This window comes from Enterobacter cloacae complex sp.6700776, from assembly GCF_048284255.1.
GTDB lineage: Bacteria > Pseudomonadota > Gammaproteobacteria > Enterobacterales > Enterobacteriaceae > Enterobacter > Enterobacter intestinihominis.
In genome coordinates, this window is sequence record NZ_JBLVYK010000001.1 from 314693 (window position 1) to 339130 (window position 24438).

The window sequence follows — 24438 nt, forward strand, 5'->3', positions numbered from 1 at the left end:
TTTCTAAGACAAGGTGCATTTACGCCTATGAAGCCTTCTATCGTCGCTAAACTGGAAGCTCTGCACGAGCGCCATGAAGAAGTCCAGGCGCTGCTCGGCGATGCCGGGACCATTGCCGACCAGGAACGTTTTCGCGCGCTGTCGCGTGAATACGCGCAGCTAAGTGATGTTTCAAAATGCTTTACCGACTGGCGACAGGTCCAGGAAGATATCGAAACCGCGCAGATGATGCTCGACGATCCTGAAATGCGCGAGATGGCCCAGGAAGAGTTGCAGGACGCTAAAGCACGGTCAGAAGAGATGGAGCAGCAGCTTCAGGTCCTTCTGCTGCCAAAAGATCCGGATGATGAGCGTAACGCTTTTGTGGAAGTCCGCGCCGGTACCGGCGGCGACGAAGCGGCGCTGTTCGCCGGAGATCTGTTCCGTATGTACAGCCGTTATGCGGAATCACGCCGCTGGCGCGTGGAGATCATGAGCGCCAACGAAGGCGAGCATGGCGGCTACAAAGAGGTTATCGCCAAAATCAGCGGCGACGGCGTTTATGGTCGGCTGAAGTTTGAATCCGGCGGTCACCGCGTGCAGCGCGTGCCTGCGACAGAATCTCAGGGACGCATTCACACCTCGGCCTGTACGGTGGCGGTCATGCCCGAGCTGCCGGAAGCGGAACTGCCGGATATCAACCCGGCGGATCTGCGCATCGACACCTTCCGCTCTTCAGGGGCGGGTGGTCAGCACGTTAACACCACCGACTCCGCTATCCGTATTACTCACCTGCCCACCGGGATTGTGGTTGAGTGTCAGGACGAGCGATCCCAGCACAAGAACAAAGCTAAGGCGTTATCCGTGCTGGGTGCCCGTATCCACGCGGCGGAAATGGCGAAACGCCAGCAGGCGGAAGCCTCTACCCGCCGTAACCTGCTGGGCAGCGGCGACCGTAGCGATCGTAACCGCACCTATAACTTCCCGCAGGGGCGCGTAACCGACCACCGCATCAACCTGACGCTCTACCGTCTGGATGAGGCAATGGAAGGCAAGCTCGATATGCTGATTGAGCCTATCGTGCAGGAATACCAGGCCGACCAGCTGGCGGCGCTGTCCGAGCAGGATTAATGGATTTTCAGCGCTGGTTACGTGAGGCGGCCCGTGAACTTTCAGAAAGTGAAAGCCCGAAGCGGGACGCCGAAATTCTGCTTGAGCATGTGACGGGTAAAGCCCGCACGTATCTGCTGGCTTTCGGCGAAACCGAACTGACAGCTGAACAGCTATCGCAGCTGGAGGCGCTGCTCGCCCGCCGTAAAACCGGCGAGCCGGTGGCGCATCTGGTTGGCGAGCGCGAGTTCTGGTCACTTCCGCTGTATGTTTCAGCGGCGACGCTGATCCCGCGCCCGGACACCGAGTGTCTGGTGGAGCAGGCGCTGGCGCGGTTACCGGCGCAGTCGTGTCAGATCCTCGATCTCGGTACCGGCACCGGTGCGATTGCGCTGGCGCTTGCCAGCGAGCGGCCGGACTGTATCGTGACGGCGGTAGACGTGATGCCTGATGCGGTCGCCCTCGCGCGGCGCAACGTTGAACGGCTGAGGCTGAACAATGTTTCCGTTCTGCAAAGCAGCTGGTTTGCCGCGCTTGAAAGCCGCATGTTCGAAATGATTGTCAGCAATCCGCCCTACATCGACGAAGACGATCCGCATCTCGCGCAGGGCGACGTGCGTTTTGAACCGTTGACCGCGCTGGTCGCTGCGAATCAGGGACTTGCGGATCTCGATCACATTGTGACAACGTCACGGCAACATTTGCTTCCCGGTGGCTGGCTGCTGGTGGAACATGGGTGGACGCAGGGAGAGGCGGTGCGAGCGCTGTTTACGCGTGCCGGATACGCCGCCGTGGAAACCTGCCGGGATTACGGCGGCAATGAACGTCTGACGCTGGGGCAGTGGTCATGAGCCTGTTTACGCTACTGATCTCCGTTCACCTGGTTTCCGTTGCTATGACCATCGGCTTTTTCATTGTCCGCTACTGGTGGCGCTACAGCAATAATCCGCTGATTAACGCCCGCTGGGTACGTATCGCCCCACACGGTATCGACACAGTGCTGTTCCTTTCCGGAGCCGGGTTAATGTGGAAGACCGGCTATCTGCCATTTACTGATAAAGGCCTATGGCTGACTGAAAAGCTGTTTGGCGTTATCATCTACATCGTTTTGGGTTTTATCGCGCTTGGGCGTCATCGTCCGCGCAGCCAGCAGACAGGGTTTATCGCCTTTCTGCTGGGTCTGGTGGTGCTGTACATCATCATTAAACTCGCCACCACAAGAATACCGTTACTGGGGTAAGTCATGAGGTCCTTAGCCGATTTCGAATTTAACAAAGTGCCGCTATGCGATGGTATGATCCTGATTTCAGAGATGATCCGCGACGATTTCACATCACAGTACGTTTACGCTGAACTGGAAAATCTGGTCAGCCTGGCGCGCGAAGAGATCAATCAGGCACGTCCGCAAGACTGGCAATTAGAGAAGCTGATTGAGCTTTTCTACGGCGAATGGGGTTTCTGCGACACGCGAGGCGTGTATCGCCTGTCTGACGCACTGTGGCTGGACCAGGTGCTGAAAAATCGACAGGGTAGCGCCGTCGCGTTGGGCGCCATTTTACTGTGGGTTGCGCACCGACTGGATATTCCACTGGTGCCGGTCATTTTCCCCACGCAGATGATTTTGCGGGCGGAGTGGCTGGACGGTGAGATGTGGTTAATCAATCCGTTTAACGGCGACACGCTGGATGAGCATACGCTGGACGTCTGGCTGAAAGGCAACATCAGCCCGATAGCGGAGCTGTTCAATGAAGATCTCGATGAAGCCGATAACGCCGAAGTGATCCGCAAGCTGTTGGATACGCTGAAGTCTGCGCTGATGGAAGAGCGTCAGATGGAGCTGGCCCTGCGCGCAAGCGAAGTGCTGTTGCAGTTCAATCCGGAAGATCCGTACGAAATCCGCGACCGCGGCCTGATTTATGCGCAGCTCGACTGCGAGCACGTGGCGCTGAATGATTTGAATTATTTCGTCGAGCAATGTCCGGAAGACCCGATCAGCGAAATGATTCGCGCGCAGATCAACGCGATCGCGCATAAACACATTACACTGCATTAATCTTAATTCCGATTCACACCTGAATAAGGCGATCCTATGAAACAAAAAGTGGTTAGCATTGGTGATATCAACGTGGCAAACGACCTGCCGTTCGTGCTGTTTGGCGGTATGAACGTTCTGGAATCCCGCGATCTCGCTATGCGCATCTGCGAACACTACGTGACCGTGACCCAAAAGCTGGGCATCCCGTACGTGTTTAAAGCCTCTTTTGACAAAGCCAACCGCTCCTCCATTCACTCCTACCGTGGCCCGGGCCTGGAAGAGGGGATGAAGATTTTCCAGGAGCTGAAACAGACGTTTGGCGTGAAAGTGATCACCGACGTGCACGAAGCGTCTCAGGCACAGCCCGTGGCTGATGTGGTAGACGTGATTCAGCTTCCGGCGTTCCTGGCGCGCCAGACTGACCTGGTAGAAGCGATGGCGAAAACCGGTGCCGTGATTAACGTGAAAAAACCGCAGTTCGTGAGCCCTGGCCAGATGGGTAATATCGTCGATAAGTTTATCGAAGGTGGTAACGACCAGGTGATCCTGTGCGACCGTGGTTCAAACTTCGGTTATGACAACCTGGTTGTGGATATGCTGGGCTTCAGCGTAATGAAGAACGTCTCTAACCAGTCTCCGGTGATTTTCGACGTGACCCACTCCCTGCAATGTCGCGACCCGTTTGGCGCCGCGTCTGGCGGGCGTCGTGCGCAGGTGACCGAACTGGCGCGCGCCGGTATGGCAACCGGCCTGGCGGGTCTGTTCATTGAAGCGCACCCGGATCCGGTTAACGCGAAATGCGACGGTCCATCCGCGCTGCCGCTGGATAAGCTGGAGCCATTCCTGAAACAGATTAAAGCGATTGACGATCTGGTGAAGAGCTTCGACGAGCTGGATACCAGCAACTAATAAAAAACCCGCTTCGGCGGGTTTTTCTTTGCCCGGCGGCGCTACGCTTGCGCGGGCCTACGGGTTTCGTAGGCCGGGTAAGCGCAGCGCCACCCGGCAAAAAAATTACGCAAATATCGTCATCAGATACGCAATAAACAGCGCCATATGCGCCGCGCCGTTCAGCACATTGGTGCGCCCGGTTGAGAAGGAAATCTGGCACAGGAGTAGCGACGCTACCATCACAATCATCTCTGGTGCACCCAGCGCAAACTGCAATTCATTCCCCGTCATAAAGGCAATAAGCGTTACCACCGGAACGGTAAGGGAGATGGTCGCCAGAACGGAGCCAAAGAACAGATTCATCGCACGCTGCACCTGATTATTGAGCACCGCTTTCAGCGCTCCCAGGCCTTCTGGCGACAGGATCAACAGGGCTACCAGGAAACCGGTAAAGGCGACCGGCGCGTTCAGTTCAGTTAACAGCGCCTCCAGCGGGTTCGCATTCATCTTGGTGACCGCAATTACCGCAATCAGATGCACGATCAGCCAAACCGTGTGCCACGCGCTGCTGTGGGCCGACGGCTTACCGTGATGCGGGTCATCATCGTCGCCGTCGTCTTCATGCTCGTAAACAAACAGGCTCTGGTGCGTTTTGGTCTGGATCAGCAAGAACACGCCGTACATTGCCGCGGAAATCAGCGCCACCAGCAGCGCCTGGCCGGTGGTGAAGTTTGCGCCCGGCAATGCCATCGGGAATACCAGCACGATAATCGCCAGCGGGAACAGGGCGATCAGATACTGTTTAATGCCAAAAAGGTTCATGTACTGGGTGGCAAATTTGCGGCCACCTAATAAAAGCGAAAAACCGACCAGGCCGCCGGTAACAATCATAATGATGGAGTAGAGCGTATCGCGCATTAACGTTGGTGCGGCGTCGCCGGTGGCCATTAATGCGGAAATTAGACTGACCTCAAGAATCACAACCGAAAGGCTTAAAATTAATGACCCATACGGCTCTCCAAGACGGTGGGCTAAAACATCCGCATGGCGTACCACGCTAAATGCACTGGTTAAAATACCCACCAGAGCCAGAATATTGATCCCCACAACCACTGGCAATGACTGACTGCTTCCCCAGAAGAGCAGCACAGCCAGTGCCAGAACCGGGAAAATGAGAGAGGTCTCCTTGTGGCGGGTCTTTACCGCCTCGTGTGTTGCTGTCATGTGTTTCTCCAACAGTGCAGGTGCTTGTAATTATAGATAGATTTTGAGGGTGTTAAATTAACAGAAAACGGTTAAATACCCTGTATTTTTTACTTAATTTTACCCTTTAATGGGGATTTTCTTCCTGAAGCTTATAATACCTTATTTACACAAAATATTAATTTAATAACAACGCCTTGCGCTCTTAATTAGTTCATTTCTCGCTGTCGGCTGGCACCCTGGCGTATCGTCGTCCACACTTATCTTTTAGCCAAAAGAGAGGTTAACGATGCCATACAAATCGAAAAGCGAATTACCGGATAACGTGCAAAACGTACTGCCTGCCCACGCTCAGGATATCTACAAAGAAGCCTTTAACAGCGCCTGGGATCAGTACAAAGATAAAGAAGATCGCCGGGACGATGCCAGCCGTGAAGAGACGGCGCATAAAGTGGCCTGGGCCGCCGTAAAAAATGACTATGAGAAAGGGGATGATGACAAATGGCACAAAAAGAAATAGCTGCCGAATAATACACTGCCTCCATTTTGACATTTCAGGCGGTTGAACTGCCGCTGTATTGCATCTGGCCCGCGAATTGCTTATCGTTGCTCAACTGCTGTTAAAATGAACAGCACAGAATGCCGGGAAGGCGCATTAAAGATGTCGCAAGGAAGCATGCAGTGGCGGAGGTGGAATGTGTTAACGCGTGATTTCTTGATGAAGGCAGATTGTAAGACGGCATTTGGTGCTATTGAGGAATCGCTTCTGTGGTCGGCTGAACAACGTGCGGCGTCGCTTGCGGCAACGCTGGCCTGCCGCCCGGATGATGGCCCGGTCTGGATTTTTGGTTACGGCTCTCTGATGTGGAACCCGGCGCTCGAGTTTGTTGAATCGGCAACCGGAACGCTGCCTGGCTGGCACCGCGCCTTCTGTTTGCGCCTGACCGCCGGACGCGGCAGCGCCTGTCAGCCTGGACGTATGCTTGCACTAAAAGAGGGCGGGCGCACCACGGGCGTGGCATACCGGCTGCCGGATACCACGCTGGAAGATGAGCTGACGCTGCTGTGGAAGCGCGAGATGATCACCGGCTGCTATATGCCCAGCTGGTGCAAGCTGGAACTGGACGACGGCCGCACCGTCAACGCGCTGGTGTTCATTATGGATCCGCGCCACCCGCTGTATGAAGCCGACACCCGAACCCAGGTGATTGCCCCGCTGATTGCCGCCGCCAGTGGACCGCTGGGCACTAACGCCCAGTACCTTTTCTCGCTCGATCAGGAACTGACGCGTCTCGGTATGCAGGACGACTGTCTGAGTGAGCTGGTGGTGAAGGTTAAAGCGCTGCTGGAAGGGAACCCGCTCAGCAATACGCTGCGCCCGGGTTTTGCCTGATAATACGCCCGGCTGGCCGGGCGTTTATGGTTATGCTGCCACGTAACTTACAGAATGTTCGAGCGACTGGCTGTGGCTGTCGATCAGCACATCCCAGGTGCCGGTGTAAGGCACCGTCAGCCAGGCCTTATCATCCTGGACGGTAAGGATATCTGCCTGCGATTGCTTTTGCCCTTTTGTACTCATCAGATGGATGCAGCAACGTTCTGAGCAACGCACCACTACCGTATCCCCGCCAAACAGTTTCAGACTCGTTTTAACTCGTGCCATTTTTTATACCCCGTCGTTTTTGCCCATCCCGAGCGTGATGTTGTTCACAATTTACTCATTGCATAACACCAAAGGGGAAGGTGGGTGATGCTGATTTCGATCAAAAAATGGCGCAACGATTAAACAAAAATGACAAAATTTCTGAAACCTTTCAGCCGACGCGCGTTTTCCCTGCTTAACGCGCGTCCGGGAAAAATTATATGCGGAAATGGCCAGCGGTCTCAGCAAGGTCGCCCGCCTGGCTTTGCAGCGCGCTGGCCGCAGCAGCAGACTGTACAACGAGTTCAGCGTTCTGCTGCACCATGCGATCCAGGTGAGTCACCGCGTGGTTAATTTCATGGATGCCTTTCATCTGCTCGCGGGTGGCAATAGATATTTCACGCATAATGCCAGACACGCTCCCGACGCTGGCGCGGATCTCATCCATGCTGTCGCCCGCAAGGTGCACAAACCGGGAGCCGGTTGCAACGCTTTCGGTAGTGGAGTCAATAAGGGATTTGATCTCTTTCGCCGCCTGAGCGCTGCGGCTGGCCAGATTACGCACTTCCCCCGCAACGACCGCGAACCCACGGCCCTGCTCACCGGCACGAGCCGCTTCGACGGAGGCGTTAAGCGCCAGAATGTTGGTCTGGAAGGCGATGCCGTCAATCACGCTGGTGATATCGCCAATCTTTGCAGAAGCCACTTCGATGGACTGCATGGTGCTGATTGCCTGCGATACTACTTCGCCGCCGCGCGCTGCGGCCGCAGAGGCCTTACTGGCCTGGTCGTTGGCTTCTTCGGCCGATTCATTCGACTGGGTAACGGAGGCGGTTATCTCTTCCACGGCGCTGGCGGTCTCACGCAGGCTGGACGCGGCCTGCTCGGTTCGTCCGGAGAGATCCTGATTGCCTGCCGCAATCTCCTGCGCGGCGTTTTTCACTGAGGCGCTGGCGTCGCGAAGCTGGACCATCACCACCGAGAGCTTATTGCTGAAGGCGTTGAACGCCTGCGCAATTTGCGCCACTTCGTCATCGCCGCTATCCGGCAGACGCTGGGATAGATCGTTGGTGCCGTTGGCAATGCTGTGCATCGCGTCGCGAATGTCGGACAGGCGCTTAAGCAGGCGGGCTATCAAGAGGTGGACAATGGCGCCGCTCAGAAGCGCCAGAATCACCAGCGAGATTGCCGACGCTTTCAGCAAGGAACGCATGCCGGAGGTAGCGTCGCTGCTGTCGAGGGCGACGACCAGCAGCCAGTTCGTGCCCGGCACGGCTGAGGCTATAAAGGTTTTTTCCTCATCATTCAGCGTCCCGTCGACCGGATTACCGCTCTTCAGCGCCGCAAGGTCGATGCCTTTGATCGTCCCGGTAAACGGCTTCAGCGTCAGGGTTGGCTCGTTGGCGGCAATAACCGTGCCGTCGCTGTTCAGGAGCAACCCGCTGCTGGCAGGCGTTGGGTGGATCCCGCGCACGTTCGCCACCACGCTATCCATGGCGACATCGCCCGCTACCACTGCTTTCAGAGTACCATTCTCCTTCACCGGTACGGCAAACGTCACCACCAGCTTCCCGGTCCCGGCATCAACGTAGGGCGCCGTCACAACCGGGCCGTCCGTGCTCACCACCTGCTGATACCAGGGACGCATGGTTGGGTCATAATCCGCCGGGACCCCCGCAGGATCGGAGAATTTCGCCGTCTTGCTGGCGTAGCCTGCGTAGACGTTGGTGAAGCCGCCCGCCTGGGCTAATTGCTTAAACACCGGAACCGGATCGTCAGCCAGCGCGATGCTCTGCGCGGAGGCAATCACCGTCATTTTGCTTTTGACCCAGTCGGCAATCGCCATATTGTGGCTGGCGCTGGTGCTGGTCAGTATATCGCGCTGCGACTGCTGATTATCCTGGCGCGTGACCTGAAAGTTGATAATGGTATTAAGAAGAAGGGCGACGACCATACAGCCTGTCGTCGCCGCAATAATGCGGGCGCGAATGGATCTGAACATAAGTGTAATACCTGCTGTGTTGTTTCCATGCCTATCGGCAATGGCGCAGGTAAACTTGATGCTGAAACCGCGTCCATAAGAAAATAATATTTTTAGCGATTTATTATTAAAAAGTTAATACTTTATCAGCGGTAAGAGTCCATTCAGCCAGTTCAACCAGCGTGCCAATTTCCACGCCATCAATCAGGGGCAGCCCGGTAATGCCGCGACCGTCGGTACAGGTTTTGCACAGCTTGACCGGAACGTTTTGCGCGGTCAGGATCTCCAGCATGTGTTGTATGTTGTAGCCCTCAGCGGGTTTCTGCCCCTTCAGCGCGGCCGTGACGGCATCGGACATCAAAAAGAGGCGCAGCTCCAGCTCACTCTCCTTATCGCGCAGCGCGATTGCCAGGCGCAGACTGTTAAAAAGGGATTCACTGCCGTAGGCCGCACCGTTGGCGACGATCACAATCTTCTGCATGTTGACTCCTGTTCTTTGAAAAGGCACGAATATTGCTTCTCATACCGAAGAATATGTATCGGAGAGAGAAACGATGACAATAGTGGCTGGCAGTTCGCCTGGCGCGACCGAATGGTTCCAGCGTGCAAGAATGCTGCGGGAGGAACAGCTCGGCAGATTAGCGCAGTTGGGCGCACTGGTGAACGGCATCAGTCGACTGGTGCATATGCTACAGTGCGAACGCGGTGCGTCAAATGTCTGGCTCTGCTCGCAGGGTAAATTGTACGGGCCTGAATGCAAGGCCAGCAGGGCTTTGGTGGATGAAAACCTTGCGGCATTGCACCTCCTGTTTAGCGAACCGCTGCCGGGCAGCGCCCTCTGCGAACGTATCGCCAGTGCACTGCACGGCCTTGAAACGCTGACGGTGCTGCGTGATGGCGTTACAGGTCAACGCGTCACCGCGCCGCAGGCGATGGAACACTACAGCCGCATACTGCGGCATCTGCTCAATATCGTACCTCAACTCAGCGACAGCATTGACGATCCGCACATCGCGGGCCGATTTGTGGCCCTTTACAGCCTGATGCAGGGCAAAGAACTTGTGGGACAAGAGCGGGCGTTAGGGGCTATTGGTTTCACCCAGGGATTCTTTGACGATGAAACTCGCCAGCGGCTGGTGGATCGCATTGATGGCCAGCAGGCCTGCTTTGAGGTTTTTATCTCCCATTGCACTCCAGACGTGCAGGAGACGTTTACCCTCAACTGTCAGCCGGGTCTGGAGACTGAAAAACTCAGGCGTGAAGCGTGCACCCGCCAGCCTCCGGCAGATAATGGCGATACCGCTCTCAAATGGTTTGCCCTGCAAACCGCGCGTCTTGAACATCTGCGCACGCTGGAGGAGGTGGCCATTGCCGATCTGATGACGGCAGTTGAGGAGCGTCGCTATAGCGAAAACCTGCACATAGACGATGAGTACGACGATATCCTGGCGCGATTTCCGGATAGACCACTGCTGCCGCTGGTGCGCCAGCAGGCGCGTGAAATTGAGCAACTCTCCCGTCAGCTTGCTTCCCTGCGCGACACGCTGGAGGAGCGCAAGACCATCGACAAGGCCAAAAGCGTGCTAATGACGCATCAGAACATGAGCGAGGAGCAGGCGTGGACAGCCCTGCGCAAAATGGCGATGGATAAAAACCAACGCATGGTGGATATCGCCCGTGCGCTCCTTACGGTGAAAAATCTGTGGAAGATACCCCCTGGGGAGTAGTTGCACAGTCAGTGGGCATTTAATGCCTGATTGAGGTGCGTAAAAGAGCGCTCTCCTTGCAGAAACCCCGTAACGCCGGGGTTAAAAAGCTGGCATCACCTTTGCATTAACAGATTAACTATTTTTGACGATGCGCCAACGGTGGTGCATACGTCTTCGGGATAAAGGCGTCCAGCGGTGCTTCAGCACCGTCGGGCGCTTTTTTTTGCCTTTTTTCAGGAGCAATTATGGCGGATTTGTCGAGACGGCGGTTATTGCAGGCCAGCATGCTGGCGAGTGGTGCGTTGCTGTTGCCGGGTGTCATGCAGGCCGCATGGGCGGCGGGGTCAGATAAGCCGGAGCAGGATACCGTGCGTATCGGGTTTATCCCCCTGACCGATTGCGCGCCAGTGGTTATCGCGGCCCTGAAAGGGTTCGATAAAAAACACGGCATTACCATTGTACCTACTAAAGAGGCGAGCTGGGCGGCGGTGCGCGACAAGCTGGTGGCAGGGGAGCTGGACGCCGCACACATTCTTTACGGCCTGCTGTACGGACTGGAGCTGGGTATCGCGGGCAAGCCGCAGCAGATGGCGAACCTGATGACTCTCAACCAGAACGGTCAGGCCATTACGCTCTCCAGCGATCTGGCGGAGAAGGGCGTTCGTGATCTCGACGGGCTGAAAAAGCTGATTACACAGCAGGCACCGGGAACCTACACCTTCGCGCATACCTTCCCGACGGGGACACACGCTATGTGGCTCTACTACTGGCTGGCCAGTGCGGGCATTAACCCGTTTGACGACGTGCGCACTGTGGTGGTCCCGCCGCCACAGATGGTGATGAACATGCGCATCGGCAACATGGTCGGGTTCTGCGTCGGCGAGCCGTGGAACGCGCGGGCGATTAACGACCGCATCGGGTTTACCGCCGCCACGTCACAGTCCATCTGGGCCGATCACCCGGAAAAGATCCTCGGCACCCGACGCGACTGGGTGGCGAAAAATCCGCACACCGCACGGGCGCTGGTGAGCGCCGTGATGGAAGCCGCGCGCTGGATCGAGGCGTCAGCGGAAAACAAACGTGAAACCGCGCAGATCCTCTCGCGCCGCGCATGGCTCAACTGCAAGGAACAATACCTCACCGGACGCATGCTCGGCGAATACGACAACGGGCTCGGTCAGCGCTGGCAGGATGCGCACCCGATCCGTTTCTTCAATGAGGGTGCCGTGAGCTACCCGTATCTCTCCGACGGCATGTGGTTCTTAACCCAGTTCCGTCGCTGGGGCTTGCTCAACGCCGCGCCGGATTATGCGGGCATCGCACAGCGCATTAACCAGACCGCGGTCTGGCAGGATGCCGCGACCGCCGTGGGCGGCATGTCCACACCGTCATCACCGTATCGCAGCAGTACCCTGATGGACGGCACCGTCTGGAACGGCACCGATCCGGAAGGGTACGCCAACCGCTTCGCCATTCACCGTAAAGGGGCCTGAGTATGCAGCATCTGCAAAATACGCAACCACAAGAGAAGTCAGAGAGCGGGGAAGTGATTGTCCTGCCTCCGCTACAGGTTCGCCGTCGTGCGCCAGCGTTTACGCGTCGGATGAATGAGTTTTTACAGCGCGTCATCCCGGCGCTGCTCGGTCTCGGTCTGCTGGTGGTGCTCTGGCAGCTGGCGGCGATAAACAGTAAAGGTTTCCCGACGCCGCTCAGCACGCTCGATTCGGCCATGACCCTGTTTGCCGATCCGTTTTATCGCGACGGGCCAAACGATATGGGCATTGGCTGGAACGTGCTGGCGTCGTTGCAGCGCGTCGCCATCGGCTTCGGTCTGGCGGCGCTGGCGGGCATTCCGCTGGGCTTTTTGATTGGGCGCTTCACCTTTTTCTCCCGCATGTTCAACCCGCTGATCGCGCTCCTGCGTCCGGTCAGCCCGTTGGCCTGGCTGCCTATCGGCCTGCTGCTGTTCCAGAAAGCGGAGCCCGCGTCGAGCTGGACCATTTTCATCTGCTCCATCTGGCCGATGGTCATTAACACCGCCGAAGGGGTGCGCCGTATTCCGCAGGACTACCTCAACGTGGCCCGGGTGCTGCAACTCTCAGAGTGGACCATCATGCGCCGCATTCTTTTCCCCGCCGTGCTGCCTGCGGTGTTGACCGGGGTACGTCTCTCCATTGGCATTGCCTGGCTGGTGATTGTCGCCGCCGAGATGCTCACCGGAGGTTTAGGCATTGGCTTCTGGATCTGGAATGAGTGGAACAACCTCAACGTCGAAAACATTCTCATCGCCATCGTCATCATTGGCGTGGTCGGGTTGCTGCTGGAGCAGGGGCTGATGCTGATCGCCCGTCGCTTTAGCTGGCAGGAAAAATAAGGAGTGAAGATGAAACCTTTAATTCAGGTCCAGGCCGTGAGCCAGCGTTTTTCCACCGCCAGCGGCGAGTTTCTGGCGCTGCAAAACGTCTCTTTTGATATCCACGAGGGCGAAACCGTCAGTCTGATTGGTCACTCCGGCTGCGGCAAGTCGACGCTGTTAAACCTGATCGCCGGGATCACGCTGCCGACGGAAGGCGGGCTGATTTGCGACAACCGCGAAATCGCCGGGCCGGGGCCTGAGCGTGCGGTAGTGTTTCAGAATCATTCGCTGCTGCCGTGGTTAACCTGCTTCGACAACGTGGCGCTGGCGGTGGATCAGGTCTTCCGTCGCACCATGAGTAAGGCCGAGCGCAAAGAGTGGATTGAGCACAATCTCGACCGGGTGCAGATGGGCCACGCGCTGAATAAGCGCCCCGGGGAGATCTCCGGCGGTATGAAGCAGCGCGTCGGTATTGCCCGGGCGCTGGCAATGAAGCCGAAAGTGCTGCTGATGGATGAGCCGTTTGGCGCGCTCGATGCGCTGACGCGTGCCCATCTTCAGGACTCGGTGATGCAGATCCAGCAGGCGCTGAACACCACCATTGTGCTGATCACCCACGACGTGGACGAGGCGGTACTGCTCTCTGACCGCGTACTGATGATGACCAACGGCCCGGCGGCCACCGTGGGTGAGATCCTGCGCGTCGATCTGCCGCGCCCGCGCAACCGGGTGCAGCTGGCGGACGATAGCCGCTATCACCACATGCGCCAGCAGATCCTCCATTTCCTCTACGAAAAACAGCCGAAAGCGGCGTAATGAGGGGGCACGATGCGACTGGTCATTATCGGTAATGGTATGGCGGCAACCCGGCTGATTGCATCGCTCACCGGGCGTGTGCCCGGTCGTTTTGCTATCACCGTCATCGGTGACGAGCCGGAGCAGGCGTACAACCGCATCCAGCTTTCGCCGGTGCTGAGTGGTGAAAAGCAGGCGGAGCACATCTGTCTGCACGATGAAGACTGGTACACGGCACGAGGCGTGACGGTGCTGCGAGGAGAAACGGTGCTCGCAGTAGACGTTAACGCGCATAAAGTGCGTACCTCTGCTCGCACGCTGGGCTGGGATGCGCTGGTGTTTGCCACCGGGTCTACCCCTGTAGTGCCGCCGATCCCCGGCGGCGATGCGCCGCATGTGTTCACCTTTCGCACCCTGGCAGAGACCCGCGCCATCCAGAACCTCTCCGGTCCGGCGGTAGTGCTGGGCGGTGGCGTACTTGGCGTGGAAGCAGCGGCAGCGCTGGCGCGTAACGGTGACAACGTCACGCTCATCCATCGTGGTCCCTGGCTGATGGAACAGCAGCTGGATCAGCAGGCGGGACTGCTGCTTGAAGAAGCGCTGGCGGCGCGGGGTGTTAGCTGTGAATTCGCCTCTGGCATCGCGGCGATTAACGGCAAGAGCGTGACGCTACTCAACGGGCACAGCGTCACCGCCGCGCGCGTGGTGCTGGCCACGGGTGTACAACCCAACGTTGCGCTGGCAAAAGCCAGCGGCATTCACTGCGCGCGCGGCATCGTGGTGGATCACCAGATGCAAACCTCCGTGCCGGATATCTACGCCATCGGCGAGTGCTGCGAAATTGACGGCCAGACATTTGGCCTGGTCGCCCCCTGTCTGGCGCAGGCGGATATTCTCGCCGCGCGGCTGGCCGGGGAGGTCACCGCGCCGTTTACCCGGACCGACAACGGCGTGCGTCTTAAGGTGACCGGTGTGGAGCTGTTCAGCCTCGGACGCGCGACGGCGCAGGCGGACGATGTGGTATGGAGTTCATGGGATCCGCTGACCCGTCACTATCGACGATTACTGATCCATCAGGGGGCGCTGGCTGGCGTGCTGCTGCTGGGTGACTGCCGCAGCGCGGCAACCTTTACCGATTTACTGGCAACGGCTGCGCCCGCCCACGCGGACTGGCTGTTCGATCGTTTCACAACGCAACCGCAGGTTGCAGGACAGAACGCTATGACAAAACCTACTCTGGTGGTGGTTGGGCACGGTATGGTCGGCCATCATTTCCTCGAAGACTGCGTTAACCGCAATTTGCATCAGCAGTATCAGATTATTGTTTTTGGCGAAGAGCGCTATGCGGCCTATGACCGCGTGCATCTGTCGGAATATTTTGGCGGACGCAGCGCGGACTCGCTCTCGCTGGTGGCGGGGGAGTTCTTTGCCGATAACGGTATAGAGCTGCGCCTCTCGCAGCAGATTGTCGCTATCGATCGTGATGCACACGTTGTGCGTACCGCCAGCGGCCATGAAACCCACTGGGATAAGCTGGTGCTGGCGACCGGCTCGTACCCGTTCGTACCGCCCGTTCCGGGCAGCGATCTGCCGGGTTGTTTTGTCTACCGCACCCTCGACGATCTGGACAACATTGCGGCCCATGCGGCAGGCTCTCGCCGCGGCGTGGTAATTGGCGGCGGCCTGCTGGGGCTGGAGGCGGCGAATGCGCTTAAGCAGCTAGGGCTGGAAACCCACGTGGTGGAGTTTGCGCCGAACCTGATGGCGGTGCAGCTCGACAGCGACGGTGCGGCAATGCTGCGCAGGAAAATTGAGGCGCTGGGCGTAGGGGTACACACCAGTAAATCGACGACGGAGATTGCCACCGCAGACGACGGGCTGGTGCTGCGTTTTGCCGAGGGTGAACAGCTGGAAACGGACATGGTCGTCTTCTCTGCCGGTATTCGTCCGCAGGACGCGCTGGCGCGCAACAGCGGGCTGGCTATTGGCGAGCGCGGCGGGATCTGTATTGACGACGGCTGCCGGACCTCCGATCCGGACGTGCTTGCCATCGGGGAATGCGCGCTGTGGGAGGGGAAAATCTTTGGCCTGGTGGCACCGGGCTACCAGATGGCGCGCGTGGCCGCCGCTGTGCTGGCGGGTGAGGAGAAGCGCTTCACCGGCGCGGATATGAGTACCAAACTCAAGTTGCTGGGTGTGGATGTGGCGTCGTTTGGCGATGCCCACGGGCGCACGCCGGGGGCGCTGAGCTACCAGTGGACGCACGGGCCGCAGCAAATCTACAAAAAAATTGTGGTCAGTCACGACAGCAAAACCCTGCTGGGTGGCGTGTTGGTGGGCGATGCCAGCGAATACGCCACGCTGGTGCAGATGATGCTTAACGGCATCAGTCTGCCAAAAGAGCCGGAAACGCTGATCTTACCCGCGTCGTCAGGCTGCACGCCAAAAGCGCTGGGCGTGGCGGCGCTGCCGGAAAGCGCGCAGATCTGTTCGTGTCATAACGTCAGCAAAGGGGATATCTGCCTGGCGGTAAGCGCGGGCGCAACGGATATCGGCGCCATTAAGCAGTGCACCAAAGCGGCGACCGGCTGCGGAGGTTGTAGCGCGCTGGTGAAGCAGGTGATGGAGTTCCAGCTTGCGGAGCAGGGCGTGGAGGTGAAAAAAGATATCTGTGAGCACTTCCCGTACTCGCGTCAGGAGATATACCACCTGGTGCGCGTCAACCATATCCGCACCTTCGACCAGCTTATCAGCCGTTACGGACAAGGGCACGGCTGTGAGATCTGTAAACCGCTGGTGGGATCAGTGCTGGCCTCCTGCTGGAACGAATACCTGCTGAAACCGGCGCATCTGCCGCTGCAGGACACCAACGACCGCTACTTTGCCAATATTCAGAAGGATGGAACGTATTCCATCGTGCCGCGCATGCCTGCCGGGGAAGTGACGGCCGACGGGCTGATCGCCATCGGCCAGATTGCGAAACGCTATAGCCTTTACAGCAAAATCACCGGCGGACAGCGTATTGACCTGTTTGGCGCCACGCTCGAACAATTGCCGGAAATCTGGCAGGCGCTGGTGGAGGCCGGATTTGAGACCGGTCATGCGTACGGGAAATCCCTGCGCACGGTGAAATCCTGCGTCGGGTCGACCTGGTGTCGCTATGGCGTGCAGGACTCCACCGGCCTTGCGGTCAAACTGGAGCATCGCTACAAGGGGTTACGTGCGCCGCACAAAATCAAAATGGCGGTCTCCGGCTGTACCCGTGAGTGCGCAGAGGCGCAGAGCAAAGACGTGGGGGTGATTGCCACGGACAAGGGCTGGAACCTTTATCTGTGCGGCAACGGCGGGATGAAGCCGCGCCACGCGGATCTCTTTGCCAGCGATCTGGACGACGAAACGCTGATCCGCACCGTTGACCGTTTCCTGATGTTCTACATTCGCACGGCAGATCGTCTGCAACGCACCAGTACCTGGATGGATAACCTGGAAGGCGGCCTCGACTATCTGCGCGAGGTGATCCTGAACGACAGCCTTGGGATCGCCCACGAGCTGGAGCAGGAGATGGCCCGGGTGGTGGAGACCTATCAGTGCGAATGGCAAACCACCCTCAACGATCCTGATCGCCTGGCGCTGTTCCGCACCGCGGTGAATGTCCCTGCCGCGGCGGAGAGCAAGCGCTGGCAGGAAATTTGCGGCATCAATGATATCCCCGAGCAGGCGGGCATCGGCGCGCGGCTTGGCCGAAAACCGATTGCGCTGTTCCGCTTTGGAACGTCCGTTTATGCCCTGGACGACCTGGAGCCGGGCAGCAGCGCGAACGTGCTTTCGCGCGGCATCCTTGGCGATGCAGCGGGCGAGCCGGTGGTGATTTCCCCGCTTTACAAGCAGCGCATACGTCTGCGCGATGGATGTCAGGTGGAGAACGGCGAACCCGTGGTGCGCGCCTGGCCGGTAAAAATTGAAAACGGCAAGGTTTGGGTTGGAAGCCAAGAGCTGGTGATGCGTGCGGAGGCCTCATGACGGAAACCCGTACAACGTGCCCTTACTGCGGGGTGGGCTGCGGCGTGGTCGCCAGTGTGGAAGATGGCGCGGTAAGCGTTCGTGGGGATGAAACTCATCCGGCGAACTTTGGCCGCCTGTGCGTAAAAGGATCTGCCCTCGGGGAAACGACGGGGTTGCAGGGACGTCTGCTGCGCCCGGTTGTTGACGGCATGGAGGTGGCATGGCCGCAGGCGCTGGGTGAAGCGGGCGAGCGGCTACGGAAGATCATCAACGAATGGGGGCCGCAGGCGGTGGCGTTTTATGCCTCCGGCCAGCTGTTGACCGAGGATTACTATGCGGCCAACAAGCTGATGAAAGGCTTTATCGGGGCGGCGAACATTGATACCAACTCGCGGCTGTGCATGTCGTCAGCGGTGGTGGGCTACAAACGCGCCTTCGGTGAAGACATTGTGCCGTGCAGCTACGAGGACGTGGAAAACAGCGATCTGGTGGTACTCGTTGGCTCAAACGCGGCCTGGACGCATCCGGTGCTGTATCAGCGGCTGGTGCAGGCAAAACGCAGTAACCCGCAGATGAAAGTGGTCGTGATCGATCCGCGCAAAACCGCCACCTGCGATGTCGCTGACCTGCATCTGGCGCTTAAGCCCGGCAGCGATGCCGGGCTGTTTGTGGGGTTGCTCAATTTGATTCAGGGGAGCGGCGAGTGGCCGATTCCTCACGTGGCCGCGTTTTGCGATCTGCCTTCAGACGAGATTGGCACCTTCTACGACTGGTTTGTCACTGCGCCACGCGCGATCACGCTCTACACCATGGGGATCAACCAGTCCTCCAGCGGCAGCGACAAGTGTAACGCCATCATTAACGTGCATCTTGCCAGCGGGAAGTTCAACCGTTCGGGCTGCGGCCCGTTTTCGCTGACCGGACAGCCAAACGCCATGGGCGGGCGGGAAGTGGGTGGGCTGGCGAACCAGCTGGCGGCGCACATGAACTTCGAGCCGGACGATCTTTCGCGCGTGGCGCGTTTCTGGGGAACCGAGCGGCTGGCACAAACGCCGGGGCTGATGGCGGTAGAGCTGTTTGACGCGATTGCCCGCGGCGAGGTGAAGGCAGTGTGGATCATGGGCACCAATCCTGCCGTGTCACTTCCCGACAGCCACGCGGTGTGCCAGGCCCTGGCAGCCTGCCCGCTGGTTATAGTATCTGAGGTGATGCAGGAGACGGACACCAGCCGGTTTGCTCATATCCGTTTTCCCGCCCTGGGCTGGGGCGAAAAAGACGGAACGGTGACCAATTCCGAGCGGCGTATTTCGCGCCAGCGCGCGTTTCTGCCTGCGCCGGGCGAGGCCAGACCGGACTGGTGGATCATCGCCCGGATCGCAGAGCAGCTCGGTTATGGCGATGCCTTCGCCTGGGAACACCCTCATGAGATATTTTGTGAACATGCGGCGCTGACGGCGTTTGAAAATAACGGCGAACGGGCGCTAAACCTGCGCGAACTGGCGTCGCTGTCGCGAGAGGCGTGGGACGAGCTGGCGCCTTATCAGTGGCATGCCGGTGATTTCCCGCAAAGAAATCTTGTACCGGTTGATCCTTTCTCACATGGGGCAGGCGTCGACGAATTGTACCCCTTGATACTGAATACCGGGCGGATCCGCGATCAGTGGCACACCATGACGCGCACGGGGTATGTTCCGCGCCTGATGCAGCATATCGATGAGCCTTTTATTGAGATGAACGCAACCGATGCGGCGCGCGCGGGGCTGACTGACGGCCAGCTGGCGCGGATAAGTTCCCCGCGCGGGGTCATGGTTGCCAGAGTACGTATCTCTACCGCACAGCGTGCGGGCGAGCTGTTTGCGCCGATGCACTGGAACGCGCAGTTTGCCCGGCAGGGGAAGGTCAACGCGCTGGTGGAAGGGCGGGTTGATGCCTGGTCCGGCCAGCCGGAGAGTAAACAAACCGCGGTGAGGATCCTGCCCTGGCTACCCGCCTGGCAGGGGGAGCTGTATGCCCGCGAGTTGCCAGCGCTGCCGCTGTCGGTCTGCTGGTGGCGTAAAGCCTCACGTCTGACGGTGGCGGGGGAGCAGCCGTTGCTGTCGTGGGTCATGGCGTACGCCAGCGGTCGGGGCTGGCAGTTACAGGTGGCACAGACGGGAGAACGCAGCAGCGTGCTCGCCTGGCATCACGGCGAGCTGATGCTGGGCTACTGGGAGGGCCAGACGCTGCCGGCGCTGGCGCATGCGTTTATTGAAGAAGCCTTTGCTGCTGCGCCCGTACAACTCGCTGAACGCCACGCGCTGCTGCAGGGACAACGGCCGGGCGAAGATGCCGATCCCGGGCGAATTATCTGTAGCTGCTTTAGCGTGGGTGAAAATACGATACGTAAGGCGATAGCCGGAGGCTGTAATTCTGCCGCAGCGCTGGGCGTGAAGCTGCGTTGCGGTACGAACTGCGGCTCCTGCCTGCCGGAGCTGAAAGGGTTGTTGGGATAATAGTGTAAAGGCGTCAGGTGGCGGCTTCGCACCGGCACGAATTTGTAGGTCGGGTAAGGCGAAGCCGCCTCCCGACAATTCTGTTCAGGATATTCCTGAAATTTCTGTTAAGACTGGTTTTCAGGGCTTATGGCGTTAACATAATAAGTGTTTGTTCATAAACACAGGTTCTGATTGACGACGTTGAAGGCTGTATCGTCCCGCATCCGTTTTTTGCTGTTACTCCCCCTTTTTACGGCTGGAGCCGTTCACGGTGCGCCGAAATCCTTCGTGCAGCAGGCGCAAAATCCGTTTGATAACAACGGCGATAGTCTGCCGGATCTCGGTATGGCGCAACCGACTACCGAAGGCGAAAAGCACCTGGCTGAAATGGCAAAGGCCTTCGGTGAAGCCAGTATGATCGATAACGGCCTGACGGCCGGGCAGCAGGCGCGACAGTTCGCGTTTGGCAAGGTGCGGGATGCCGTCAGCGGGGAAGTCAACGAGCAGATCGAATCCTGGCTTTCCCCCTGGGGTAACGCCAATGTCAATGTACTGGTGGATGACGACGGTAACTTTAACGGCAGCAGCGGAAGCTGGTTTATCCCCTGGAGCGACAACACCCGCTATCTGAGCTGGAGCCAGCTTGGCCTGACGCAGCAGACAGACGGGCTGGTGAGCAACGTCGGGATCGGGCAGCGCTGGGTTGCCGGAAACTGGCTGCTGGGCTACAACACCTTTTACGACAACCTGCTGGAAGACAACCTGCAACGTGCCGGACTGGGCGCAGAGGCGTGGGGCGAAAACCTTCGCCTGTCGGCCAATTACTACCAGCCGTTCGCTGGCTGGCAGCCGCGTTCCGACATCCGGGAGCAGCGCATGGCGCGCGGGTACGACGTAACGGCCAAAGCCTGGCTTCCCTGGTTTCATCACCTGAACACCAGCGTCAGCTTTGAACAGTATTTTGGCGATAACGTCGATCTGTTTAACAGCGGTACGGGGTATCACAACCCGGTTGCGGTCAACCTGGGGCTGAACTATACCCCCGTTCCGCTGGTCACCCTGACGGCTGCCCATAAGCAGGGGGAGAGCGGCGTTAGCCAGAATAACCTCGGGCTGAAGCTCAACTATCGCTTTGGCGTGCCGCTGGCGAAACAGCTTTCCGCCGGGGAAGTGGCGGCGACGCGCTCGCTGCGGGGCAGCCGCTATGATTCACCTGAGCGTGATAATCTGCCCGTGATGGAATTCCGTCAGCGTAAAACCCTCTCGGTCTATCTGGCCACGCCGCCGTGGGATCTTAAGCCAGGCGAAACTGTGATGCTGAAGCTGCAAATTCGCAGCACGCACGGTATCCGTCAGATCCACTGGCTGGGTGATACCCAGGCGCTCAGCCTGACCTCACCGGCAAACAGCAACAGCAGCGATGGCTGGAGCATAATCATGCCCGCCTGGAACGACGCGGAAGGGACGAAAAACGAATGGCGGCTTACGGCCGTGGTGGAAGATAAGGATGGGCAGCGTGTCTCCTCCAATGAGATCACGCTTTCCGTGGTGCAACCGCTCGTCGCAATGCCTGCCGACGATCCACGGTGGAAGTTGCTGCCGGATGAGTAAGTTAAAAAATGCGCTCCTGATGCACCCAGACGGCGGCTTCGACGCGGGATTTTAACTTCATTTTCTTCAGCATGTGTTTGACATGCACTTTGACCGTGCTCTCGGTGATGTCCAGACGGCGGGCGATCATTTTGTTCGGCAGACCCTGAGCAATCAGCTTCAGAATGTCGCGCTCGCGCGGGGTCAACTGGCTGACGTCACGGTCAGACGTGGCGCGGTTCGCACGCAGGCTGGCGGCCAGTACCGGCGTTAACGCTTCACTCAGCACCATCTCGCCTGCGGCAGCCTGTTGCAGCGCCTTGAGCAGATCTTCCGGCTCCATATCTTTCAGCAGATAGCCGTCTGCCCCTCGCTTGAGGGCGGTGACCACGTCTTCTTCATGGTTTGAGACGCTGAAGACCACCACCCGGCCAGAGAGGGATTTCTCCCGCAGCTTGTCGAGGGTTTCCAGGCCATTCATGCCCGGCATGTTGAGATCGAGCAAGATCAAATCAGGATCGAGCGATTCGGCAAGTTCAATACCCTGTTCGCCGTTGCTGGCTTCCCCGACGACGGTGATATCGGGCGCCATGCTGACAAGCTGTTTAACGCCAGTGCGCAGCATCGGATGATCGTCAATCAACAGGATAGATGCCGGTTCCTGATTAGTCATGGTTTTCTCCTTGAGCAGTTATGAGGGGCTTTTCGGGTATAAAGGTGACCACGACTTCGGTGCCACCTGACTCTCCCCGGCGAACCTGGCAATCACCGCGCAGGCTTTGCGCGCGGTCTCGCATGATGATTAAACCATAATGGTTCGTTCGTTCGGCATTTTCCGGCACGCCGCGGCCGTTATCCTGAACCCTGAGCTTCACCTGATTATCCTGGCAGCTGACGGTGACCGTGACGGCCGTCGCCTCGGCATGCTTGAGCACGTTGCTCAGGGCTTCACGGGCAATTTGCAGCAGATGGATCGCCTGGTGAGAGGGGACAAAACGCGGTGGCAACTGGTAATCCAGCTTCACCGGGAAGCCCAGCCTGGCACTAAACTCCTGACAGCTGGACTCCAGCGCAGGGCGTAGCCCCGGCTCGGTGAGCTGTAAACGGAAGGTGGTCAGCAGCTCGCGAAGCTGAATCCACGAGGTGTTAAGCTCGTTGCGGATCTGGCTGAGCAGCTGTTTGCTGCTCTCGGGCATGCCTTCGTCCTGCATTTGCAGGCAACTCACCTGCATCTTCATGCAGGAGAGGGACTGGGCGATGGAGTCGTGCAGCTCGCGAGCGATGGTGGCGCGCTCCTCCATCACGATCAGCTGCTGCTGTTTTTCCTGGTGACGGTCGAGCGCCAGCGTGGCCGTGAGCTGCTCTACAAGAGTATCGACCAGCTGCTGCTGGTCGTGGCTCAGGTGACGTCCGGCGGGCAGGGTGGCCAGCAAAATACCGTACTGGGTATGGCTGTCCATCAGCCGCCACTTGAGGGTCGTGCCGCTGGTGGTAAGCGGCGGCAAGCCGCGCGGGCACAGATGACACCCTTTATCGTCGCAGGAGACGTCCGACTGACAGGTAAATTCCTGATGGTTTTCCTCATCTTCAACGTCATAAACCCGTAGCTCAAGATCGTGGAGCAGAGTCAGGTTTTGCAGGCCGTTCAGTACCGGCGAGAGACGCTCGCAAAGCGGTACCTGCATATGCAGGCGACGGTTCGCCTGCCAGAGGAAAGAGAGGATCTCGTTTTTCTGCTCAAGCCCGGCGGTTTTCTCCTGGACGCGTTTTTCCAGTACCGCGTAGCTTTCAGATAGCTCCGCCGACATGGTGTTGAGCGCCTCGCCGAGCATCGCCATTTCGTTGCGCCCGCTGATGTGCGTGCGTTGGGTAAAATCGCGCTGTGTGACGGCGCGGGCCATCGCCAGGAGTTGCTTCCAGGGGTTAAGCAACCGCGCGCGCAGCCAGATAACCGTGAAAATCAGCAGCAAACCCATAAACAGCGCCATTGCGCGGTGAACCATCACTACGCGGTCAATGCGTAACTCTGTGGTGCGATCGAACGAGGAGACGAGATGATCGATGCGTGACACAAACCCGGCGACATCCTGGGCGACCGTTTCCCGGTCTTCCGCCCGCTTTAACCCGGGCTCCAGCTGGGTATGCCAGTAGCCCTGAAGCGCCTTAAGCTGAGATTGCTGGCCGTCACGGATGGCGGCTCTTTCCAGTTCAGGGCTGAATGCGGTACGCTCCATTTCGTCGATAAGCGGTTGGTCAGCCTGCGTCAGCGGCACCGACGCCAGCAGCCGGTAACTCTGCATACGTAGCGAGCCTGCCTCGTTGATGGCATGCGCATTACCCTGCACACCCTGTACCAGCCAGCCAGAAATAGCCATGCCGGTCACACCGATAGCGGTGGACAGCAGAACAATAAGCGCCAGCTGGTTAACCAGCGTCAGCGGAGATAAACATCTTTTTAACATAGAGTTGCCGGGCTCCTGACGTGACCTGATTGCAGGAATGGCGCTATTCTGGTGCATACCCTGGAGTATACCCATACCAATAAAGGATTACCTCTAAATTGCCAGAGAGGTAACGGTTAGTGGGTGGACGAAGCAGGGATGCGTCAGCACCGTGAAAAACCACACCTTTTTTACGTTTTGCATCTACTCATTAAGAGTGATGGCTTTTT

Annotated in this window: 20 protein-coding genes; 14 read left to right on the forward strand and 6 right to left on the reverse strand. The window is 58.3% G+C overall.

Going from position 1 to position 24438, the window contains the following annotated elements:
• Positions 1 to 27 precede the first annotated feature (27 nt).
• The 5 genes from prfA to kdsA are packed head-to-tail and all read left to right on the forward strand — an operon-like array spanning position 28 to position 4033.
• A complete protein-coding gene (prfA, locus tag ACNQ0T_RS01690) occupies positions 28 to 1110 on the forward strand; it encodes a peptide chain release factor 1 (protein ID WP_003856667.1) in 1083 nt (360 codons plus the stop codon).
• Positions 1110 to 1940 (forward strand): peptide chain release factor N(5)-glutamine methyltransferase, encoded by an 831-nt coding sequence (gene prmC / locus ACNQ0T_RS01695; protein WP_417929452.1) that lies wholly within the window; start codon positions 1110 to 1112, stop codon positions 1938 to 1940. Before prfA ends, prmC begins: the two co-directional genes overlap by 1 nt.
• Positions 1937 to 2329, forward strand: a complete 393-nt coding sequence (sirB2, locus tag ACNQ0T_RS01700) for an invasion regulator SirB2 (RefSeq protein WP_023300291.1) — start codon at positions 1937 to 1939, stop codon at positions 2327 to 2329. The genes prmC and sirB2 overlap by 4 nt, the downstream gene beginning before the upstream one ends.
• A gap of 3 nt (positions 2330 to 2332) precedes the next feature.
• On the forward strand, positions 2333 to 3142 hold the full coding sequence (gene sirB1 / locus ACNQ0T_RS01705; protein WP_022648376.1) for an invasion regulator SirB1: 810 nt from the start codon (positions 2333 to 2335) through the stop codon (positions 3140 to 3142).
• A gap of 36 nt (positions 3143 to 3178) precedes the next feature.
• Positions 3179 to 4033 (forward strand): 3-deoxy-8-phosphooctulonate synthase, encoded by an 855-nt coding sequence (gene kdsA / locus ACNQ0T_RS01710; RefSeq protein ID WP_022648375.1) that lies wholly within the window; start codon positions 3179 to 3181, stop codon positions 4031 to 4033.
• A 105-nt stretch (positions 4034 to 4138) separates the two neighbouring features.
• Here the strand turns inward: kdsA and chaA are convergent, their stop codons facing one another.
• Complete coding sequence (gene chaA / locus ACNQ0T_RS01715) at positions 4139 to 5239, reverse strand: sodium-potassium/proton antiporter ChaA (protein ID WP_003856672.1); 1101 nt, start codon at positions 5237 to 5239, stop codon at positions 4139 to 4141.
• 268 nt (positions 5240 to 5507) lie between these two features.
• Between chaA and chaB the strand changes: the two genes are divergently transcribed.
• The gene (gene chaB / locus ACNQ0T_RS01720) at positions 5508 to 5738 is read left to right on the forward strand and encodes a putative cation transport regulator ChaB (RefSeq protein ID WP_003856674.1); all 231 of its coding nucleotides are present in this window, start codon (positions 5508 to 5510) and stop codon (positions 5736 to 5738) included.
• A 177-nt stretch (positions 5739 to 5915) separates the two neighbouring features.
• Positions 5916 to 6611: a gamma-glutamylcyclotransferase gene (locus ACNQ0T_RS01725; protein WP_017384255.1), complete on the forward strand. Its 696-nt coding sequence runs from the start codon at positions 5916 to 5918 to the stop codon at positions 6609 to 6611.
• Positions 6612 to 6641: 30 nt separating this feature from the next.
• Here the strand turns inward: ACNQ0T_RS01725 and ACNQ0T_RS01730 are convergent, their stop codons facing one another.
• The 3 genes from ACNQ0T_RS01730 to ACNQ0T_RS01740 all read right to left on the reverse strand — a co-directional run bounded on the left by ACNQ0T_RS01730 (position 6642) and on the right by ACNQ0T_RS01740 (position 9322).
• On the reverse strand, positions 6642 to 6881 hold the full coding sequence (locus ACNQ0T_RS01730) for a hypothetical protein (protein WP_058677189.1): 240 nt from the start codon (positions 6879 to 6881) through the stop codon (positions 6642 to 6644).
• A gap of 196 nt (positions 6882 to 7077) precedes the next feature.
• The gene (locus tag ACNQ0T_RS01735; RefSeq protein ID WP_417929453.1) at positions 7078 to 8862 is read right to left on the reverse strand and encodes a methyl-accepting chemotaxis protein; all 1785 of its coding nucleotides are present in this window, start codon (positions 8860 to 8862) and stop codon (positions 7078 to 7080) included.
• Between the two features lie 106 nt (positions 8863 to 8968).
• Positions 8969 to 9322 carry a DsrE/DsrF/TusD sulfur relay family protein gene (locus ACNQ0T_RS01740; RefSeq protein WP_023300288.1) on the reverse strand — a complete coding sequence of 118 codons (354 nt, stop codon included), beginning with the start codon at positions 9320 to 9322 and terminating at the stop codon, positions 8969 to 8971.
• Between the two features lie 73 nt (positions 9323 to 9395).
• Here ACNQ0T_RS01740 and nasR point away from each other — a divergent pair, with 73 nt between their 5' ends.
• From nasR to ACNQ0T_RS01775, 7 genes are all read left to right on the forward strand, one after another.
• The gene (gene nasR / locus ACNQ0T_RS01745; protein WP_276169795.1) at positions 9396 to 10568 is read left to right on the forward strand and encodes a nitrate regulatory protein NasR; all 1173 of its coding nucleotides are present in this window, start codon (positions 9396 to 9398) and stop codon (positions 10566 to 10568) included.
• A 227-nt stretch (positions 10569 to 10795) separates the two neighbouring features.
• Complete coding sequence (locus ACNQ0T_RS01750) at positions 10796 to 12043, forward strand: CmpA/NrtA family ABC transporter substrate-binding protein (protein ID WP_063146351.1); 1248 nt, start codon at positions 10796 to 10798, stop codon at positions 12041 to 12043.
• A 2-nt stretch (positions 12044 to 12045) separates the two neighbouring features.
• Entirely contained in the window at positions 12046 to 12924 is an 879-nt protein-coding gene (gene ntrB, locus ACNQ0T_RS01755) for a nitrate ABC transporter permease (protein WP_022648369.1), read from the forward strand.
• A gap of 9 nt (positions 12925 to 12933) precedes the next feature.
• Entirely contained in the window at positions 12934 to 13722 is a 789-nt protein-coding gene (locus tag ACNQ0T_RS01760) for an ABC transporter ATP-binding protein (protein WP_022648368.1), read from the forward strand.
• A 12-nt stretch (positions 13723 to 13734) separates the two neighbouring features.
• A complete protein-coding gene (nirB, locus tag ACNQ0T_RS01765; RefSeq protein WP_417929454.1) occupies positions 13735 to 17721 on the forward strand; it encodes a nitrite reductase large subunit NirB in 3987 nt (1328 codons plus the stop codon).
• Positions 17718 to 20195 (forward strand): nitrate reductase, encoded by a 2478-nt coding sequence (locus ACNQ0T_RS01770; protein ID WP_165746842.1) that lies wholly within the window; start codon positions 17718 to 17720, stop codon positions 20193 to 20195. The genes nirB and ACNQ0T_RS01770 overlap by 4 nt, the downstream gene beginning before the upstream one ends.
• A 174-nt stretch (positions 20196 to 20369) precedes the next feature.
• Positions 20370 to 21788: a YchO/YchP family invasin gene (locus tag ACNQ0T_RS01775; protein ID WP_063199345.1), complete on the forward strand. Its 1419-nt coding sequence runs from the start codon at positions 20370 to 20372 to the stop codon at positions 21786 to 21788.
• A gap of 1 nt (position 21789) precedes the next feature.
• Here the strand turns inward: ACNQ0T_RS01775 and narL are convergent, their stop codons facing one another.
• Both narL and narX read right to left on the reverse strand, forming a co-directional pair.
• On the reverse strand, positions 21790 to 22440 hold the full coding sequence (gene narL / locus ACNQ0T_RS01780) for a two-component system response regulator NarL (RefSeq protein ID WP_003856701.1): 651 nt from the start codon (positions 22438 to 22440) through the stop codon (positions 21790 to 21792).
• Positions 22433 to 24229: a nitrate/nitrite two-component system sensor histidine kinase NarX gene (gene narX, locus ACNQ0T_RS01785; protein WP_023300282.1), complete on the reverse strand. Its 1797-nt coding sequence runs from the start codon at positions 24227 to 24229 to the stop codon at positions 22433 to 22435. The genes narL and narX overlap by 8 nt, the downstream gene beginning before the upstream one ends.
• Positions 24230 to 24438 lie beyond the last annotated feature (209 nt).